The following is an 18,186-nucleotide window of genomic DNA, read 5'->3' as shown; positions in this document are numbered from 1 at the left end:
TTCCCGAAACCGGTGCCCACTTTGGGCTAACGCGGCCCTTCGGGTCGGGATCATGCTCTAGCTCTTCACCAGCACGGGGCCGGTCCCGGCCGGCCGCTCGTTTTCCATGAGAATGCCGAGACGCTTGGCGACCTCGGTATAGGCCTCGAGCAACCCGCCGAGGTCCCGGCGGAAGCGGTCCTTGTCGAGCTTCTCGTTCGACTTGATGTCCCAGAGCCGGCAGGAATCCGGCGAGATCTCGTCGGCGACGATGATTCGCATCATCTCGTTCTCGAACAGCCGGCCGCATTCCATCTTGAAATCGACGAGGCGGATGCCGATGCCGAGGAAAAGGCCCGTCAGGAAGTCATTGACACGGATGGCGAGCGCCATGATGTCGTCGATCTCCTGCGGCGTCGCCCAGCCGAAGGCCGTGATGTGCTCCTCCGACACCATGGGGTCGTTGAGCTGGTCGTTCTTGTAGTAGAATTCGATGATCGAGCGCGGCAGCTGGGTGCCCTCCTCGATGCCGAGGCGCTGCGACAGCGAGCCGGCGGCAACGTTCCGCACCACCACCTCCAGCGGCACAATCTCGACCTCGCGAATCAGTTGCTCGCGCATGTTGAGACGGCGGATGAAGTGGGTCGGCACCCCGATGTCGTTGAGGTGCTGAAACAGGTACTCCGAAATCCGGTTGTTGAGGACGCCCTTGCCCTCGATCACCTGGTGTTTCTTGGCATTGAACGCGGTCGCGTCGTCCTTGAAGTGCTGGATCAGGGTTCCCGGCTCCGGGCCCTCGTACAGGACCTTGGCCTTGCCCTCATAGATACGGCGTCGACGGCTCATTGGGATGTACCGTGTTTTGTTGAAATCCATGAATTTGGTGTGCTCCGGATGACTTGGGTTGCGACCCACGACGGAGCTGCCGCGGAGGCCGGGAACTTGCGTACGCCAATCGGAAACAGAACAAGAACCGAGCCTGCAGGCAACCTATCCGATTGGCCTATCCAGCACAATCGATCCGGCCGGTCTGGCCGTAATTATACCGGCCAAAGCTCTAAGCCCGAATCCGGCTGTTTTGCCTGCGACTTAACGGCTCGTTGTCTTGCCGATTCACCCCCCTTATTTAGGCGGGCATCAGGGCTGTCGCAACGTGGCGGCACGTCCATCAGCAAACCACTGGAACTTCAGACCATGACCACTTTCGACAAGCGCGAGGAAGGTTTCGAGAAGAAGTTCGCCCTCGACGAGGAGCAGAAATTCAAGGCCGAAGCCCGTCGAAACAAGCTGCTTGGCCTGTGGGCTGCGGAGAAGCTCGGACTCACCGGCGATGCCGCCAATGCCTACGCCAAGGAGGTGGTGGCCGCCAACTTTGAGGCAGCCGCCGGCAACGACGTCCTGCACAAGGTGCTGAAGGATCTCACGGCCAAGGGACAGGCCGTCACGGAACGCGATATCCGCGCCAAGATGGAAGAGCTGATGGCACTAGCCGCAGCGCAGGTGAAAGCGGGGCCGTGAGCCTTCGCGCCTACTTCAACGTAACCTGAAGGTTCATCGTTCCGTTGACGGTGAAGCCTTCCTGTTGCTGTTGACCGTACTGCCGACCAATGTTGCTGTTCACGGACTCTAGCCGGCAGTCCTTGGCCAAAACATCGCGCAGCAGATCGCATTCGCGCGCCGCCATGTCGTAGACCAGGCGGCGCGCACGATCACGCAGCTTCTGCGCCTCTTCGCCTTCGCCGGTTGTTCCCGCCATGAAGAGATTGACCGTGCTTTGGACGCGCACCGAGCCTTCCTGACGCGGAGAACCGCTCGCCTGCTCGACAATGATACGCTGTTGGGCGAAAGCGGACGACATGAGAAGCAGCAAACCCGTTGCTGTCGAAAGAAGGCGCGTGGAAATTGTCATGACAGACCCATATTGAGTAATTGACGAGCCGATCCATAACTACTTCAGATTGCATAAACGCAAACCGTCAAAGAGAAAAACTGATCCGCCACTTCATCGGGCGTTAACCGGCAAGACATTTCTCGTTGAATCCGTATTCCGGCACGTTGCAGTGGGGCTGTAATAATGTAGGGCAGGAACGTGCCCGACATCCTGATCTCGACGCGATCGCCCTTCGGGTTCGGCAGCCGCTCCATCACCATGCGAATTGTTCGCAAGGAGCGTGCCGGTCCAGGCGACGCTAGCCGAGCAATGTGACAGCCAAGGCCGAGGATACGAAGGCGTCTGTACCTGTCAGAACGGAATCCAGCAACAGCGTGAGCAGCACGAGAGCCCCGCTGCCGCGTGGCCCCCGCCGAGAATCTAGCCGCCCTCCGCAGGCTCCAGGATCCAAGCGCGCCAGCGGGCGGCTTTTCGGGTTCGCCGCTCAACGCCTGCGCGGCGTGCGGCCTCGACTATCCTGATTTGATTGCGAAAGAATCTCCAGCAGGCGGGAAAGTTCGAAGAAAGATGTGAAGTAACAAGAACAATCCACGGTTTCATCCGACATCATTACGTAACATAAGTGGTATTACACGACTGGCTGTCGGACTTCGCGTCGACACGAATCTATGGGCCCGTCCGACGCGTCGTGGATTGCGTCGCGATGCCATCCATCAATCCGCAGCCTTGGGATCTTTAGTGATGAACGCAATCAACAAAATCTCGACAGATCCGTATGACGTCATCACGGAAATATTAAGAGGCTATGGGATCTCAATCTGCGCAGGCGTGACGGGCGGCGGCATTATTCACTTCACGAAAGCAATGGAGCCTTATCACAAGCTTCGCAACGGAGCGGCTCTCTCTTTCTTCAATGTCGGAGAATACGCGGCCGGCTTTTTGCCGCTCGGCTATTACCTGGCCACTGGCGCAGTCGCCGCTGCGGCAGCCACGACGGGAGCTGCAACCAAGCTTCTGGGATGCGGAATGACAGACGCCAAACTGCACAACATCCCCGCGTTGTACATTGTCCCGCTTTCTGCCGGGTCCGCCGGCGGATTTGCTCCGCTTCAGGACAGCACCGCTCATGGGATGAATACGCTTGCACAACTCGAGGCCGAACTGCCGGACGGCGTCTTTGTGCTGGATAAGTTCGATACCATGGTGCCGCAGATAGAGCGCGCTATCGCCAAGCTTGCGCAGGGCCGCCCGGCAGTCCTGGTTCTGGACCCGTCTCTCGCCCGCATTCCAGGAGAGGCACGCTGGATCGTCCCAGCATCTCGCTCCTTTCCTCGTCCTGAGGTCGACATCCCGTGGCCGCTGGATCGATTGTCAGGGCGGAAAGTGGTCATGCTGGTGGGCTCCGCGATGCCAACAACCACGACAAGCAGGAAATTGGTTACAGAACTGGCCACTACGCTTGGTGCCGCCGTCGTCTACAGTATCAACGGCGCAAACGCCGTCGAACGTGAGAACCCCTACCTCTACGGCTATCTTGGATTTGGCGGCAACGGCGCTGCGGATGCCGTGTGGAGTGCGCTGGACGAACAGACCGTCCTGATCGGATTGGGCGCAGATTTTGACGAGTACACGACGGGCCTCTCTCCGATCTTCTGCGGGGAAGCATGGCTTCTGAGCAACGACGACAGCCATTACGGCGTTTTGGAAGGATCGTGCCGGCACCTGATCGACGGCGCCTGTTTTGAAGTGAACGGTCCGCTTGAGGCAATGCTCGGCAAGCTAACCTTGGCGATCTCACGCCATCCTCCGGCAACTCGGCGATTTCCCCCAGCTCCTGCCGATCTGAACACGCGGCCGATTGACGCTGCCCGTCCGGGCTTTCTGGATTTGGCGGCATTTTACCGACGTATCGACACTCTCTGGCGCAAAAATAGCATCGGTTTTGACGATGTCTGTATGTCTTACAAGGATCGTCAATACATCACGCAGCGCCCGAATCCGGACTGCCCCTTTTTCAGTCTCTACCGTGGCTCCGCTATGGGTGGTTCTTTCGGCCTTGGCGTAGGAGCCAGGCTTGGAGCACCGGACAAGACCGTCTTCATCTTTTCCGGAGACGGATGCTTCCGCCTTTTTGCCGGCTATCTGGCGGAAGCCAAGAATCTCCATTTGAACCTGTTCGTCCTGAACAACCGTATGTACGGAATCGTACGAAATGGACTTACCAAGATCCTGAAGGAATATCCGGTCGAGCGCTATCATGACGGCCTGGAGGGCCTCAATTACGAGGCTATTGCGGCTGGCTTTGGATGGGATTACGCGCAGGTCCAGCCTGATCTCGACAATCTCGATGACATCATGACGCGATGCTATCAGACGGACACGCCCTCTCTGTTGATCGAACTGCCGCTCGATCCGGAGCAGGACCTTGGCCCCAATCCACGCTTGAAAAACCTTTGATGGCCAATCGATCGCCGCGCTGAGTGCGGACGCCGCGACCAGCGCTGCGCTAAGACCCAGGTTGCGAGCATGCATCTCTGAGTTGTGATCAACGACACACGAAGACGGATGATACTCGTGTCCGAGGAATTGCGTCCGCGGAAGCAAATGAACTGCGGGGCGTGCTTCGCGACGAAAGGTGCAACAATGACCTCCTTCGATTCCGGCGATTTGCGTACGGATTCTGCTTTCTTCGATTTGCTCACCGGCAACTATGCTCGTCTGGTCGGACGGCCGCTGGTCTCCAACGGACAGGGAGCCGCGTGGCTTTACAATGCAGCGCCATTCGTGGTTTTGGCCCATAACACGGACCCGGATCCGCACTTTATCTATGCGAACAACGCAGCGCAGGCCTGTTTCGAGTACACCTGGGATGAATTCACCTGTCTGCCCTCGCGCCTCTCTGCGGAAGCTCCGGACCGAACAGAGCGTCAGCGCGCGCTGGACGAGGTCACGCGCAATGGCTTCATGGCGGGCTATCGCGGCCAGAGGATCGCAAAATCGGGACGTCGCTTCTGGATAGAAGACGGCATCGTCTGGCAGCTCATGGACGCGGATGGAATCGTGCGCGGCCAGGCGGCAACGTTCTCTTCGTGGAAGGATCTCTGACGGGTCGCCTTGCCTTCGCCGCGAAAATCTTGAGTTCACGCCGGACCGGCAATTCGCCGAAAGCCAGAGGCGACCTGCCGTTTCATCGGGCGTCAACCGCCAAGGCTACTCCTCCTTGAATCCATATTCCGGCACGTTGCCGCTGGCGCCGTAATATTTGTAGGGCAGGAACTTGCCGGACATCGTGATCTTGACACGGTCGCCCTTGGGATTGGCGACGCGATCAATCGCCATGTCAAAGTCGATCGCCGACATAATGCCGTCGCCGAATTCCTCCTCGATCAGCGCCTTCCAGGCCGGCCCGTTGACCATCACCATCTCGTAGAAGCGGTAGATCAAGGGATCGGTCGGCGGCATCGGCGTGCCGGTGCCGCGCATCGGCACCTCGTTCAGCATCGCGACCTCGGCCTTCGATAGGCCGAACAGCTCGCCGGCATTCGCAGCCTGCGGTTTGGTCAATTTCATCTGGCCGAGGATCGCACCGACGATCAGCACTTCGGAATAGCCGCCGATCTTCTCGCAGACGTGCTTCCAGCTCCAGCCTTTCTCGCGCTTGATGTCGAGCAGCTTCTCGGTGAGATCTTCACGTTTCATGAGGTTTCCTCCTGCTGGGTTCTCAACGCGCAGCGCTTTGCGCGGCATTGGGTTCGACGACACGTGGCGGCGAGACGATGACGGGGTCGCCGACGCCCGGCCGCACGGTGGGTACATGGCGCGCATCGTGATCGGGCACGTCCGTCGCAAAGCTTTTGCTGCGGCTGACCAGAAAATCGACGATGTGGTTTCGCAGCGCATAGTAGTAGGGATGACGATGCAGATCGATGCGGCCGCGGTCCTTCGGCAGAGGATTTTCGACGATCTCCGCCAGCCTCGCGCCCGGGCCATTGGTCATCAGGAAGATCCTGTCGGCAAGGAAGATCGCCTCGTCGACGTCATGGGTGATCATGAAGGTCGTTTGCCCGGTTTCCAGGCAGATGCGCCGCACTTCGTCCTGCAGCGTGCCGCGGGTCAGCGCGTCGAGCGCCGAAAACGGCTCGTCCATCAGCATGATCTTCGGCATGATCGACAGCGCACGGGCGATGCCGACACGCTGCTTCATGCCGCCGGACAGCTCGGACGGATGCTTGTGCTCGGACCCGGAAAGCCCGACGAGATCGATGAATTTTTGTGCGTGCGTCTTCACCCGGGCGCGATCCCATTTGCGCCATTTCGAGCTCACCGCGTAGGCGACATTGCCGAGCACTGTGCGCCATGGCAGCAGCGCGTGGCTCTGGAAGATCACGGCACGGTCGAGGCTCGTGCCCTCGATCGCCTGCCCGTCGACGATCACCGTCCCCGCGCTCGGCTCGTCGAGGCCGGCAAGGATGTTCAGCACGGTGGTCTTGCCGCAACCGGAGTGGCCGATCACGCAGCCGAATTCGCCGCGCGCCATCGACAGCCAGAGATTCTCGAACACCGTCGTGGCATCGCCGTTGGCGCCGGGATAGCGGCGGGCGATGCCTTCGATCGAGATGAACTTGTCGGTCACCGTCCCTACTCCGGAAACGTCACCATGCGCGTGACGCGCGCAAGGATCTGGTCGAGCAGCATGCCGACGATCCCGATCAGCAGGATCGCGATGATGACATTGGTGATCGAGAGGTTATTCCACTCATTCCAGACGAAGTAGCCAATGCCGGTGCCGCCGACCAGCATTTCGGCCGCAACGATCACGAGCCAGGCGATGCCGATCGAGATGCGCATGCCCGTCAGAATGGTCGGCGCCGCTGCGGGCAGGATCACGGTGAAGGCGCGCCTGAGGGTGCCGACCTCCAGCGTGCGCGCGACGTTGATCCATTCCTTGCGCACGCTCGCCACGCCGAATGCCGTGTTGAGCAGCATTGGCCACACGGAGCAGATGAAGATGACGAAGATCGCCGAGATCGAGGAGTCCTTGATCGTGTAGAGCGCAAGCGGCATCCAGGCGAGCGGCGAGATCGGCTTCAGCACCTGGATGAACGGGTCGATCGCCCGGCTGATCAGCGGCGACATGCCAATCAAGAAGCCAAGCGGAATGGCGACGATGACCGCGATCAGATAGCCGGTGCCGACGCGGGCGATCGAATAGGCGAGCTGAATGCCGAGGCCCTTGTCGTTCGGTCCATTGTCATAGAACGGCCGCTTCAAATGCTCCCACAATTTCGCGCCGACATCCGCCGGCCCTGGCATCGCCGACTTGCCCTGCGTTGCCGTGAGCCCCATCAGCCTGGCGTATTCCGGGCTCATATTGGCTGTTGCGCCGGTGCTGCGGGTCGCGAGGTGCCAGATGCCCAGGAAGGCGGCAAGCAGCGCGATCGAGACGATCGCCGCGCGGAGACGGAGGCTCATCTCCTTCTCCCCGCGTGCGGGGAGAAGGTCGGGATGAGGCGGAATCTCCACGAGCGCAGAACGCGGAGAGTCCCCCTCACCCGCCGCACTTCGTGCGTCGGCCTCTCCCCGCAGGCGGGGCGAGGCAAAAAGAAACCGGCAATCGCCCTCACGATGACTTCCTGATCTTGAAGCTCGCAAGGTAGTCATCGGGCTTGGCGGGATCGAAGCTCTTGCCCATCACCGAAAACGATTTGTACGAGGCGGCTGGCGGCGCCAGCCCCATCTCGGTCATCACCCTGGCAGTATCGGTGGCGAGATAGACCTGCTCGGCGACCGCCTTGTAGTCGACATCGCCCTTGATCTGGCCCCAGCGCTTCATCTGCGTCAGCATCCACACTGCAAAGGACTGCCACGGGAATGGATCGAAATCGACGCGCTTTGCATCCGTCTTCACACCGCCGAGCCCGTCGGCATAGGTGCCGGTCAGGACCTGTTCCAGCACGGTCACCGGCGCGTTGATGTAGTTTGCCGGCGCAATCGCCTCCGCGATCTGCTTGCGGTTCTCTGCCTTCGACGCGTAGCTCGTCGCATCCACGATCGCACGCGTCAGCGCGGCGAACGAGTTCGGCGAGGTCGTGATGAACTCCTTGCTGGCGGCAAAGCTGCAGCAGGGATGGCCATCCCAGATCTCCTTGGAGAGGATGTGCAGGAAGCCAACGCCGTCATAGACCGCGCGCTGACAGACATTGTCGGGCGCGAGAAAGCCGTCGATGTTGTCGGCACGCAGATTGGCGACCATTTCAGGTGGCGGCACCGAGCGGAGCTGCACGTCGGTGTCGGGATCGAGACCGTGCTCGGCGAGATAATAGCGCAGCAGATAATTGTGCATGGAATAGTCAAAGGGAATGGCTAGCTTCATGCCCTTCCAGTCTTTCGGATCGCGCCTGTCCTTGTGCTTCATCGCAAGCGTGATGCCCTGCCCATTGATGTTCTCGATCGCGGGCACCGCGAAGGGAATCGCGTTGGCGCCAAGCCCGAGCGAGATCGCGATCGGCATCGGCGCCAGCATGTGGGACGCGTCGTATTCCTTGTTGATGGTCTTGTCGCGGATCACCGCCCAGCCCGCCGTCTTCACCACATCGACATTCAGCCCCTGCTTGGCATAGAAGCCGAGCGGCGCGGCCATGATGATCGGGGTTGCGCAGGTGATCGGGATGAAGCCGACCTTGAGGTCCTTCTTCTCCGGCGGACCGGCCTCGGCAAACGCCTCGGTCGCGGTCTTGAGCGGGAAGAACTGCGACAGCGCGGCGAACGCGGCTCCAGCGCCGACCGACTTGAGGAAGGCGCGGCGCGCGATGTCGCTCGGAAACACCGCCCGCATCACGGCCGACGCAACGACCGCCTCGTAGCGTTTCTCCTCGCCCTCGGCGGGCAAAACCGGCTCGCAGCGCAGCGCGCGCTCGGCGTGGTCATGCTCGTCGGCCGAGCGATGGCCGCCGCAGATGCAGCCCGATCTCGTAAGTTCGCGGTCGGCGTCGAACGGATCGTCGAAGGTGGACATGCTGCGCCTCTTTGTCACACCGAGCCGCGGCGAGCGCCCCCGCCCCACCGCGGCTCGGTCGTCAGGTTACCGCCCGGCCGCTTTTTTGGCCGCCGGACGATCTTGTGCATGCACGTTCTATGCCGCTTTGCCTGTTACGCGGGCAGCCGTTGGTAGACCTTCGTCGATCGGCAGCGACGGATCGCGCGACCACTCGTTCCAGGAGCCGAAATACATCCGCACGTCCTTCACCCCGGCGTTCTTCAGCGCCAGGAAGGTGTTCGAGGCGCGCGCTCCCTTGAAGCAATACAGATAAACCGGCGTCGTCTGCGAGATGCCGACAGTTGCGCACTCAGCCAAGATTTCATCCTTCGACTTGAAGCGCGGACCTTCGGCGGTCGGCTTCATCATGCGGTACCACTCCAGCCAGACGGCGCCGGGAATACGCCCCTTGCGCGGGCAGAAATCCTTGCCGTAGGGCGAGGAGCTGTCGCCGATCCATTCATCGACGTCGCGTACGTCGAGGATCGAGATGCCGGGCTTGTCGAGCGCAGCCAGCATGGTCTTGGCGTCGATCAGGATGTCCGCTGCCTCGGGGACGATCGAGAACGAGGCCTTTCCCGGCAGCGGCACGTCGGTCGTTGTCGCAAGGTCCGCCGCCTTCCAGGCATCGTAGCCGCCATGCAGCACCTTCACCTTGGGATAGCCCAGCATGGTGAGCAGGTAATAGCCGCGGCATGACTGGCCGAAGCCGGAGTTCATCGACTGCTCGTAGATCACGGCGGTTTCCTTGCCGGACAGACCGGCGGCGCCGAACGCGTCGGCGAACTTGGTCTTCAGCTCGTGCATGCCTTCCGGCGTCGAGGTCGCGAGATAGGTGAAGATGTCATGCACATTGACGGCATTGGGCAGGTGTCCCGCCGCATAGGCATCCGGATTCCGCGTGTCGATGATGACACACGGCTCCTTCTTGATGAGTTCGGCCAGTTCGCCGGCAGTAATCAGAACGTCCGTCATGGCAGCCTCTCCTGTTTGTGGTTGCAGTCTGGTGGTTCTCGAAACTCCCTCACCCGTCGGCCAACATCTTGCGAAGCTGCTTGGTGGCGGGCGTGACGATGGCGACGAAATAGGCCTCGCGCAGCCGCCGCTGCGCGCGATGGCTCTTCAGGTAGCCGCGCGCGCCGCAATGGAGCATCGCGGCATGCGCCGCCGCGACGCTGGCATCGCCGATGCGCAGGCGCAGCGCGACGACGCGGCGCCAATAGCTGTCGTCGGTGTTGTAAGGATCGCGCGCCAGCGCCATCGCTTCCTTTTCGAATTCGGCATGCAGTTCGCGGAACTGCAGCGGCTGCTGCGGCAGATAGCGGTTGACATGGCCAAGCGGCGCGTGGACCTCGTCCATGATGCTGATGCAGTCACGGATCAGGCCGAGACCCATCCCGACCTGCAGCAGGATGAAGCCGGCGCGGATCTTCTTGACGAAGGGAGCGGCCTGCTCGGCGAGGATCAGTTCATCCGGCACGAAGACGTCGCGGAACTGAACGCCATAGGTGCCGGTGCCGTCCATTGCGAGGAACGGCTTGCACGGCTGCAACGTAATCGCTGGATCGGAGCAGTCGGCGAGGAACATCACAATGCCGCCCTCGTCCTCGCGCTCGAAGATCGTGCCGAAATAGTGGCCGGGGCCGAGGTTTGAGACCCAGGGCAGCGCGCCGCGGACGATGTAGCCGCCCTCCACCTTCCTGCCCTTCAGCTTCAGCTTCTCGATCCCGAAGAAGCTCTTCATCGGGTTTGAAAGGCCCGTGCCGCCAAGCAGCCGCCCGCTCGCGAAACCATTGCCGAACCGCGCCGCGAGTTTCAGGTTGGTCGAGTTCGCGACATACCAGACCAGCGTGTTCTGGCACCAGGCCATGAAGGCGGTGGCGCCGCAGACCTCGCCGATCGCCGCCATCGCCTGGATGGCGCAGCGCAGATCGGCAGGCCCCTCCTGCGGGACGTGGCTGCCCCAGGCGCCGATCTCGCCGAGACGGCGCAGCAGCTCGCCCGGATAGACCGAGCCGGCATCGATCGCGGCCGCCAGCGGCGCGAGCTCCTGGCGGGAAACTCTTGCAACCTCGTCAACCAGTGAAGGTGCGGGTTGATCCGAAGCTGCGACCCGCGATAAAGCCAGTGAACCCATCGATCGTCTCCGCACCTTTAAAAGGTTTTGGTGTGTCACTCTGCGTCATCGGCGCTTTCACTCCTCATCCTGAGGAGCCCGCGGGGCGAGCGTCTCGAAGGATGTAGGCCGCACCGGGCCTCATGGTTCGAGACGCGCGTTCCGCGCTCCTCACCATGAGGAGCGCTAGACGCCGACCTCGAGATTGACGGGACGGGTGAAAGTGTTGGCGACCGGCGACCACTTCTTCACATGCGCCACCAGCGCGCTGACCTCGTCCTGCGGGATCCCCTCGCATTCCATGTCGACCTTGACGCGGACGTCGGTGAAGCCGACCGGTTTCTCGCTGACGTCGCCCGTGCCCCACACCGCGGTGATGTTGAGGTCGCCCTCGAGTTCCAGTTCGAGCTTGTTGACGATCCAGCCGCGATGCACCGCGTTGGCGTGCAGGCCGACGGCAAGGCAGGAGCCGAGCGCGGCGAGCGAGGCTTCCGACGGATTGGGCGCGGTGTCGTCGCCGAGCAGCCCCGGCGGCTCGTCGACAATGTAGGGCGCGAGGTTGCGGATATAGTTGGCGTGGCGAAACCTGCCCTCGGCCACTGTCTTGCACTTCAAGGTCTTGACGACCTTCGGGTTGGCCTTGCCGTTGGCGATGAGCTGTTCCAGCCCGCTCCTGTCGATGGGCGCAAGGCACCCCGTCAGCACCGTCTTTTGCGCGACAGCCGTCATCAGTTTTCTCCCTGAGAGCCGAGGAAATCGGTAGGATACCGAACGTTCTGTTTCCTGCATGAAGCGTGCCAGACCGAGGCCAAATCAAAAGGCGAAATCCTGCAGGTGCTTAGCTTCGCGTGCCTGCGGATTGATCGGGGCGTCCCTGCTCAAAGCCGATGCAGTTGCCGCGCACGCGCGATTACTTTCAGCGCATGAAGATGCGGCTTGATGATTGCGCCGCGGTCCGATTTACTGCCGCGCATGGGAAGATCGGCCACGAGGAAGAAATCCGCCGCATCGTTCGCTGCCGGCGACGACGAATCCGCGCGCGGACGCTTGCTGAACGCCGCCACGCGGCTGTTCTGCAAGAACGGCATCAACGCGACCGGCATCGATGCGATCATCGACGAGGCCGGAACCGCGAAGACCACGCTTTACAAATTGTTCGGCTCGAAGACCAACCTCGTCCACGCCGTGCTGGAGAGCGAAGGCAAGCAGTGGCGCGAATGGTTCATCGGCGCCATCGAGGCCGGCGGCGGCGACGCGCAGAGCAAGCTCGCGCGGATCTTCCCGACCCTGAAAAGCTGGTTTGCCGAGGAACGGTTCTACGGCTGCCCGTTCATCAATGCAGTCGCCGAGCACGACAAGGACCAGAAGCAGTTCCGCGGCATCGCGCTACGCCACAAGAAGGTGGTGCTGGCGCATATCGAGAAGCTAGCCGCCGAAATGGGCGCGGCCGAGCCGGAGATGCTGGCGCATCAGCTCGCCCTTCTGATTGACGGCGCGATCGTCGCCGCCATGGTGTCGCGCGATCCCCGCGTCGCCGACACCGCGGGCCTTGCCGCGGGCACCCTGTTCGCACCGGCGAAAGCAAAGAAGACGAAGCGGGCCGGCGGCGCGGCCGAGCAACTCGTCGCCATGTAACGCAAAGGACGTCGCGTTCTCGGCGGCGTCCGATTTCGCCCGATCGGCAGGCTCGAGACCATTTTCGTGCCTGCACGAATCAGGCACGTCACATCAGTTTCATGGGGCTGTCCTCAACCATCCGGAGGTCCAGCCTGCTGATCAGATCCGAGCGGAGCGTTTCGGCGGCGCTCATGGCGGCCTTCGTCTGTCGCAACGTACTAATGTTAGATCCAAGCGACACGATTCCGCCGAGCACCACGGCGATCGATCCGATGGCGACCGCCTGATTGGCGCCGAACAGGCCAAGCACCATCACGAGCAGCATCGCCGCGCCGCCGGCGATGGCCGCCTTGGACACCAGGATGATCTTTCGGCATCGCTCGGAGACCTCGGCGAGCTCTTCGAGTCGCGCCTCGATTTCAGAGATCTCGTCGATCGGATCGTCTTCGGTCATCAGTTTCAAGATGAGGAGAAGTGGCTATGCTCTAGCGGCGACCGCCGATGAAGATCGGAGATTCGCCGGGCAGCAAGGGCGAATTGATGTCGCTGTCGACGCGCCCGGATTGCAGCTGGGTGAAGCCGGCCCCGAACGACAGGCTGACATTGGGCGCCGGCTGAAATTCGAAGCCTGCGTGCGCGCGATAGCCGGCCGTGCTGTCGGAGTTGACGCTGAAAGGCGCGAGCGGGCCGCCGATGCCGGGGGCATTGTATTTCAAGGTGTCGAAACCGGCGTAGAACGTGACGGGCGACCCGCCGGCCCCCTTGAAGTTATAGCCGAACTGCACACCCTGGTAATTGAGCGAGCCGAACGCTCCAGCCTGATTGATGCCGTTCAAGCCGACGCCGCCGCCCTCACCGCCGACAAACCAGCCGGTCGGAAAACTGGCGCGCATATCGGACAGGCCGCCGGCTTTGGTATCGAAACCCGGAAAGTCGCCGTAGGTGTTCAGGCTCTGGCCGGCGACCGAGCTGCCGCCGTAACCGAAAGCCCCGCCCGCAATCCAATATCGCACGGGCGCCGCCTGGCCGCAGGCCTCCTGCCCGCCAAGGCAGAGCGCCGCCAACAGGATTGCGAAACCACATTTACTTGCGAAGATAGACATCCGGCTCCCGTCAAATCTCCGGCAATTCTACGCCCCGGAGATCGAGAATGCCAGCGCACCACCCTTCGCAACTTTACCGGTGTCCTTTCCGGTGGAGCGAATTTCGTGCCCAGGGGCAACGAGGGCCCATCCCCCTGATGACTTGCAGTCATTCAGGGGGATCAGTCGGGCGTCACACGGCTGTGCCGCGTCATAAGGCGGCGTCACCAGCCCTGTAGATCCGGTTCGACGTCAGCAGACGCGGACCGTCTGCGGGACATAGGTGTAGCCATTCCAGACTTGCTGCGTTTGATAGCAAGAGCCGTAGGCAGCGGCCGCACCCAGCGCTGCGCCGGCGGCCACGCCGGCCGCCGCGGCAGCGGGCCATCCCCATCCGCCGCCGCCATAATACCCGCCGCCACGATAGTAACGACCGCCGCCCGCCCATCGCGCACCGCCACCATGCCAGCCAGGACGCACCCCTCCGCCTCCGTGCCAGCCGGGTCCTCCCCCAACGTGGGCGACACGGGCGCCCCCACCTGCTCGAACACCTCCGCGAGCGTCAGCCTGCTGGGGCACCACAATTGCCGCAGCGGCGAGCAGTCCGAGGGACAGTAAAAGCTTGCTTTTTCTCATAGTCGCACTCCGTCATGACGTACATCTGCGACAATGCAGTTGATCATCGACTAGTTCCCGCCCCTTGCCCACACGCGATGATTGATGAGCATTCGCGACTTGGCCGGCGCAAACTGCACATCCGGCCGTCGCGACAGCCAGGGCGCTTCCGCTCGGTGCAATTCGCCGGCGCCGCGCTCCGAGCGCGATGAGGTGAGGCTGAATTGTCCTCGTGCGTAGGCCCTTGCTTCAGCATGATCTCCGCCCAGCGGTTTTCCTTCGGACTCTCTGCTAAAATATCTGAGCGGCGCCCTCGATTGATCGGGAGCACGAGATCGTACAGGGCCAAACTGATCAGTCGCCGCCAGGCTTCATGAGAAATCAGGGAGGGTCATATGACCGAGCTTGATCGTCGCGCTTTCGTGTTGGCGACTGCCGCTAGCACGGCGGCACCAACCGCCCTTGGCGCGACGGAATGCCCTACTGCCGGTATGAACTGGATTACGATGTCGCTGGAGGCTCGCAATCTTGCATACAACAATGTCGAGCATGTGGGTCCCGCGAACGCACGCAAGAAAACCGAAGATTGGGCCGCAGCTTCAAAGACGCTACGCGGGCAGCGCCCGAACCACCTCGACTTGGCATATGGAAACGGAGAGCGCAACAAGTGGGACCTGTATCCTGCCAATGATCCGAAGGCGCCATGCTTCGTTCACATCCACGGCGGCTATTGGCAGCGCGGCAGCAAGGAAATCTTCGCCTGTCTCTCCGAGGGTCCATTGGCCCGTGGTTGGTCGGCAGCTCTATGCGGCTACACGCTGGCGCCGGAGGCGACCCTGACGCAGATCACCAACGAGCTGAAAAGCGCATTCGACTGGCTCAATGCCAAGGCCGGCGAGCACGGCATCCAGGGACCAATCATCGTCACCGGCTGGTCCGCGGGCGGCCACCTGACCTCATTCATGCTCGATCACCCCAAGGTGGCGGCAGGGCTGTCGATCTCGGGCGTGTTCGATCTTGGTGCGCTGCGCGACTCCCCGCATGTCAACGACAAGGTGAAGCTGACCGAGGACGAAATCGAGAAGCTCTCGCCTATGCGGCGGCCGATCGTCAACAAGCCGCTGGGTATCGCCTACGGCACCGCCGAGTTGCCGGCCATGATCGCGAGCAGCCGGGACTACCATGCCTACCGGTCGCAAGGGCACGTCCCGGGCGACCTGATACCGATCGCCAGCGCCAATCACTTCACGATTTTGGATGAGCTGCGACAGCCCAACAGCACGCTCACCCGAGCGGTGATTGCTATGGCGCAATATCAGACCGCGTAGAGAAAATTCAGCTATCCACTTCGCTCGAAAACGCTATGGAGCTAGTTGAACGCGAACCAGGCCTTGGCAACGAACGTCGCGCCGCACCAGTTCGAAACCAGGCCATCCGGGTTGGTGACGAGATTAACGCGGCCACCTGGCCGCGCATTTGGATCGCCCGTAAAAACAAAGCAGCTTTCCCTCGACAGATTGGTGTCGTAGTAGCGCAGATCGAGGTTGAAGGCCTTGTAGGTGAAGGTCACGCCCGCCTGCCAATTGAGATAGGCAGGTAGCGGGAAGCCTCCGAGCTGCGGGGTCTGATTACCAAACCAGGAATAGCCGGCAGCGGTCGTGAATGATACGGCCAGGTTCTGCGGCAGCAACCGGTCAGGCACGTCGAAGCCAACGCCGGCCGCCACATATTGACTCCAGGCGCCGGTGTTCGAGACATCAGGCGAATAAGCGTAGCCGCCGGCAACGCGGACCTGTTCGCCGATGCGTCGATCGCCGCGGATGACCGTCTCCCAATAATTGATGCCGTTCGTCTCGCCAGGAAGCCTTTCACCGGGATAAGCGAAATAGGTCACGCCAAGATCAAGATCGATCGTTGCAATTTTCGGGCGAATACCTGCTGCGAAGGTGAATTCGGCGGCTGGTTCGGTCGGCAGCCTAACGGTGGCGACGGTGCCGCCGGCGTATAGCGCTCCAAATCTCGTTTCGAAGGCGGCGCCGGCAGCGGGCCCATGATCGGACAGCGTTGTCCCGCGATAAATGTAGTCGGATGCAAACCCTGCGCGGGCGCTGAATTCGAGCTCGTTCGCAGACCCGGTGTGACTGGTCTCGGCCGCCGACCATCCGCGATTGCCAAGGCCGATCGCACCGGCCGGACTGGGGGCTTCAACTTGCGCCAGACCGCCGGTCATGGTCGCAAGCCACAAGCCCACCGACGCAGCGATCGAGGCACCGCTTGCGGGCCGAACCCTTGTAACCCCTCGCTGCCGCACTATCGATCATCCTCCAAGAGCTACCGCGACGCCAACCAGCGAACCACCAACGGCCACCATCGAAAGGCCCGCCGCCCAAGGCCGCAACCCGCTATGAATTCCGAACACGTAACCACAGCAGAACAGCATCACGATAGCGACGGCATAGGAGACGCGCAGCGCCAATCTGGCGTCGCTCAGGAACAGGAACGGGATTACCACCGGGAAGGTCGAAAGGAAGCTCAATAAGCAAAGACCCAGCGCTCCGGTCCAATCGCTCTTCGTCAGCCTTGGACCTGGCGACGGCTCAGGCAACTGTCGCAGCTTTTGCCGCATCAATTCCAGCTGCTCCGCGGGCAAGAACGCCGCCAATTCCGGTGGCAGTGCGTCGGCTATGACGCGCCGCGCCGTTTCGGGATCCGGCGCCTGCCGTACCGCGCGGAGTGTCAAAATCTTGTCTCCCCGGTCGTTGATGCAACCCAGCAGATAAAGACCGCCGTCAACGATACCCCAAGCCAGATTGCAGCCGAGCGCACCGATCAGCATCGTTGGAATATTGATGCTCGCCCCGGTCGCTGCACCGAGCGAGCAGATGAAGGTGAGCGCCATGATCAGGCCGAACAAGGTCTCCGAGATCCGCTCCATCGGATCCAGCGCGCTACCAAAGGAGGTATCTGACACCTCTGACATCCTGCGAAAACGCCTATGGAGAACTCGTGCAGTATACGACGTGGTCGAGAAGCGGGCTACTTCGGCTAATGGCGCAACCCGGATCTCTGACGAGGTCCGCGTTTCTCCAGTTGAAATCGGTCGTCGGGTTACAAAGCTTGCGGCTCCTCGCACGGCCGCAACCGGCCGCGCGTCTCCGCCAGAGCGGAAAGCTAATCAACCATCGGCGTCGTCGGCCTTTACCCGCCAAGACATGCCACCGCCGCCGTTGACGCCGGCGACAGTGGCTGTAATTGGCTTACTGCCTATCGCCTGGGTAGCGACGCCATCACCTCGCCCGCGTCCCCGTCCTCCAGGCAGGGCGTGACGGTCAGCGGAAGCAGGTCGGCCCAATGCGCAACCCAACGATACATGGCCTTTGGATCAGTTGACTCAGAGATCGCAAATCCCTGTCCGTTCATGCCATGCCAACGCCCCAACATCTTGACGCCGTCGGGCGGTGCGCCACCGGTTTCCAGGAAGCGTGCGACGGCTGCATTGAAACTGCCTTGAGGCACAGTCCAAGTGGTTATGAATTTCATGCGACTCTCCCACATTGCAATAACTGGATGAATGTCGCGGCTTGACCGCTTGCGCACGATAGCGCCTGCACATCGAATAACAACGGCGAATGACCGGGTCGCGGCGAACACCGAAGTTATCTCCGGTACACCCGTGGCCCTGCCCCCGGGCCTGTTATGGCTCCGGGTCCACGGGCGCGATCAGCACCCCGCTTTCCCCGCGCCTTCTGCCGCAGGCCGTCCGCCGCGACGGATTCGAACAGCGAGCACCGATCGATTCCAACCATCTGTGCGTCGATCGCGATCGAGCCGCTGCTCGATCGTCTCGATA

21 protein-coding genes are annotated in these 18,186 nt (G+C 61.7%); 5 read left to right on the top strand and 16 right to left on the bottom strand.

Going from position 1 to position 18,186, the window contains the following annotated elements:
* Nucleotides 1-57: 57 nt before the first annotated feature.
* A complete protein-coding gene (gene purC, locus JQ553_RS24435; RefSeq protein WP_171708996.1) occupies nucleotides 58-825 on the bottom strand; it encodes a phosphoribosylaminoimidazolesuccinocarboxamide synthase in 768 nt (255 codons plus the stop codon).
* Between the two features lie 348 nt (nucleotides 826-1,173).
* On the opposite strand from purC, the gene JQ553_RS24430 reads away from it, so the two are divergent.
* Complete coding sequence (locus JQ553_RS24430; RefSeq protein WP_212502578.1) at nucleotides 1,174-1,497, top strand: DUF1476 domain-containing protein; 324 nt, start codon at nucleotides 1,174-1,176, stop codon at nucleotides 1,495-1,497.
* 10 nt (nucleotides 1,498-1,507) lie between these two features.
* On the opposite strand, the gene JQ553_RS24425 is transcribed toward JQ553_RS24430, so the two are convergent.
* On the bottom strand, nucleotides 1,508-1,888 hold the full coding sequence (locus JQ553_RS24425; RefSeq protein ID WP_212502577.1) for a hypothetical protein: 381 nt from the start codon (nucleotides 1,886-1,888) through the stop codon (nucleotides 1,508-1,510).
* Between the two features lie 723 nt (nucleotides 1,889-2,611).
* Here JQ553_RS24425 and JQ553_RS24420 point away from each other — a divergent pair.
* Together JQ553_RS24420 and JQ553_RS24415 are read left to right on the top strand one after the other, a co-directional pair.
* A complete protein-coding gene (locus tag JQ553_RS24420) occupies nucleotides 2,612-4,327 on the top strand; it encodes a thiamine pyrophosphate-dependent enzyme (RefSeq protein ID WP_212502576.1) in 1,716 nt (571 codons plus the stop codon).
* Nucleotides 4,328-4,513: 186 nt separating this feature from the next.
* Nucleotides 4,514-4,975, top strand: coding sequence for an MEKHLA domain-containing protein (locus tag JQ553_RS24415; protein WP_212502575.1), 462 nt, complete (start codon nucleotides 4,514-4,516; stop codon nucleotides 4,973-4,975).
* Between the two features lie 105 nt (nucleotides 4,976-5,080).
* Here JQ553_RS24415 and cynS read toward each other — a convergent pair whose 3' ends face one another.
* The 8 genes from cynS to JQ553_RS24375 form a co-directional block, all read right to left on the bottom strand.
* A complete protein-coding gene (gene cynS, locus JQ553_RS24410; RefSeq protein ID WP_212502574.1) occupies nucleotides 5,081-5,569 on the bottom strand; it encodes a cyanase in 489 nt (162 codons plus the stop codon).
* 22 nt (nucleotides 5,570-5,591) lie between these two features.
* Nucleotides 5,592-6,503 (bottom strand): ABC transporter ATP-binding protein, encoded by a 912-nt coding sequence (locus JQ553_RS24405; protein WP_212502573.1) that lies wholly within the window; start codon nucleotides 6,501-6,503, stop codon nucleotides 5,592-5,594.
* A gap of 5 nt (nucleotides 6,504-6,508) precedes the next feature.
* On the bottom strand, nucleotides 6,509-7,342 hold the full coding sequence (gene ntrB, locus JQ553_RS24400) for a nitrate ABC transporter permease (RefSeq protein ID WP_212502572.1): 834 nt from the start codon (nucleotides 7,340-7,342) through the stop codon (nucleotides 6,509-6,511).
* 148 nt (nucleotides 7,343-7,490) lie between these two features.
* A complete protein-coding gene (locus tag JQ553_RS24395) occupies nucleotides 7,491-8,885 on the bottom strand; it encodes a CmpA/NrtA family ABC transporter substrate-binding protein (protein WP_212502571.1) in 1,395 nt (464 codons plus the stop codon).
* A 117-nt stretch (nucleotides 8,886-9,002) separates the two neighbouring features.
* On the bottom strand, nucleotides 9,003-9,881 hold the full coding sequence (locus JQ553_RS24390; protein WP_212502570.1) for a sulfurtransferase: 879 nt from the start codon (nucleotides 9,879-9,881) through the stop codon (nucleotides 9,003-9,005).
* Between the two features lie 49 nt (nucleotides 9,882-9,930).
* Entirely contained in the window at nucleotides 9,931-11,043 is a 1,113-nt protein-coding gene (locus tag JQ553_RS24385) for an acyl-CoA dehydrogenase family protein (RefSeq protein ID WP_212502569.1), read from the bottom strand.
* Between the two features lie 165 nt (nucleotides 11,044-11,208).
* Nucleotides 11,209-11,751, bottom strand: coding sequence for an OsmC family protein (locus JQ553_RS24380; protein WP_212502568.1), 543 nt, complete (start codon nucleotides 11,749-11,751; stop codon nucleotides 11,209-11,211).
* Between the two features lie 149 nt (nucleotides 11,752-11,900).
* Nucleotides 11,901-12,086, bottom strand: a complete 186-nt coding sequence (locus JQ553_RS24375) for a hypothetical protein (RefSeq protein WP_212502714.1) — start codon at nucleotides 12,084-12,086, stop codon at nucleotides 11,901-11,903.
* On the opposite strand from JQ553_RS24375, the gene JQ553_RS24370 reads away from it, so the two are divergent.
* Nucleotides 12,070-12,657: a TetR/AcrR family transcriptional regulator gene (locus tag JQ553_RS24370; protein ID WP_312015194.1), complete on the top strand. Its 588-nt coding sequence runs from the start codon at nucleotides 12,070-12,072 to the stop codon at nucleotides 12,655-12,657. The two genes, JQ553_RS24375 and JQ553_RS24370, sit on opposite strands and share 17 nt — an antisense overlap.
* 88 nt (nucleotides 12,658-12,745) lie before the next feature.
* Here JQ553_RS24370 and JQ553_RS24365 read toward each other — a convergent pair whose 3' ends face one another.
* The 3 genes from JQ553_RS24365 to JQ553_RS34635 form a co-directional block, all read right to left on the bottom strand.
* Nucleotides 12,746-13,093 (bottom strand): hypothetical protein, encoded by a 348-nt coding sequence (locus JQ553_RS24365; RefSeq protein ID WP_212502566.1) that lies wholly within the window; start codon nucleotides 13,091-13,093, stop codon nucleotides 12,746-12,748.
* Between the two features lie 31 nt (nucleotides 13,094-13,124).
* Complete coding sequence (locus JQ553_RS24360) at nucleotides 13,125-13,742, bottom strand: hypothetical protein (protein WP_212502565.1); 618 nt, start codon at nucleotides 13,740-13,742, stop codon at nucleotides 13,125-13,127.
* Between the two features lie 231 nt (nucleotides 13,743-13,973).
* On the bottom strand, nucleotides 13,974-14,201 hold the full coding sequence (locus JQ553_RS34635) for a hypothetical protein (RefSeq protein ID WP_249144580.1): 228 nt from the start codon (nucleotides 14,199-14,201) through the stop codon (nucleotides 13,974-13,976).
* A 530-nt stretch (nucleotides 14,202-14,731) separates the two neighbouring features.
* Here JQ553_RS34635 and JQ553_RS24350 point away from each other — a divergent pair.
* Entirely contained in the window at nucleotides 14,732-15,664 is a 933-nt protein-coding gene (locus JQ553_RS24350) for an alpha/beta hydrolase (protein ID WP_249144547.1), read from the top strand.
* A gap of 41 nt (nucleotides 15,665-15,705) precedes the next feature.
* Here JQ553_RS24350 and JQ553_RS24345 read toward each other — a convergent pair whose 3' ends face one another.
* The 3 genes from JQ553_RS24345 to JQ553_RS24335 all read right to left on the bottom strand — a co-directional run bounded on the left by JQ553_RS24345 (nucleotide 15,706) and on the right by JQ553_RS24335 (nucleotide 17,876).
* Nucleotides 15,706-16,566: a TorF family putative porin gene (locus JQ553_RS24345; RefSeq protein ID WP_212502563.1), complete on the bottom strand. Its 861-nt coding sequence runs from the start codon at nucleotides 16,564-16,566 to the stop codon at nucleotides 15,706-15,708.
* An 87-nt stretch (nucleotides 16,567-16,653) separates the two neighbouring features.
* Complete coding sequence (locus tag JQ553_RS34965; RefSeq protein WP_212502562.1) at nucleotides 16,654-17,307, bottom strand: VIT1/CCC1 transporter family protein; 654 nt, start codon at nucleotides 17,305-17,307, stop codon at nucleotides 16,654-16,656.
* 293 nt (nucleotides 17,308-17,600) lie between these two features.
* Nucleotides 17,601-17,876, bottom strand: coding sequence for a DUF3303 domain-containing protein (locus tag JQ553_RS24335; RefSeq protein WP_212502561.1), 276 nt, complete (start codon nucleotides 17,874-17,876; stop codon nucleotides 17,601-17,603).
* Between the last annotated feature and the right edge of the window lie 310 nt (nucleotides 17,877-18,186).

The organism is Bradyrhizobium lablabi, from assembly GCF_018131005.1.
In the GTDB taxonomy this organism is placed as follows: Bacteria; Pseudomonadota; Alphaproteobacteria; order Rhizobiales; family Xanthobacteraceae; genus Bradyrhizobium; species Bradyrhizobium lablabi_D.
Note: the sequence above shows the minus strand (reverse complement) of the source record. Positions and strands in the feature narration are given on the sequence as shown.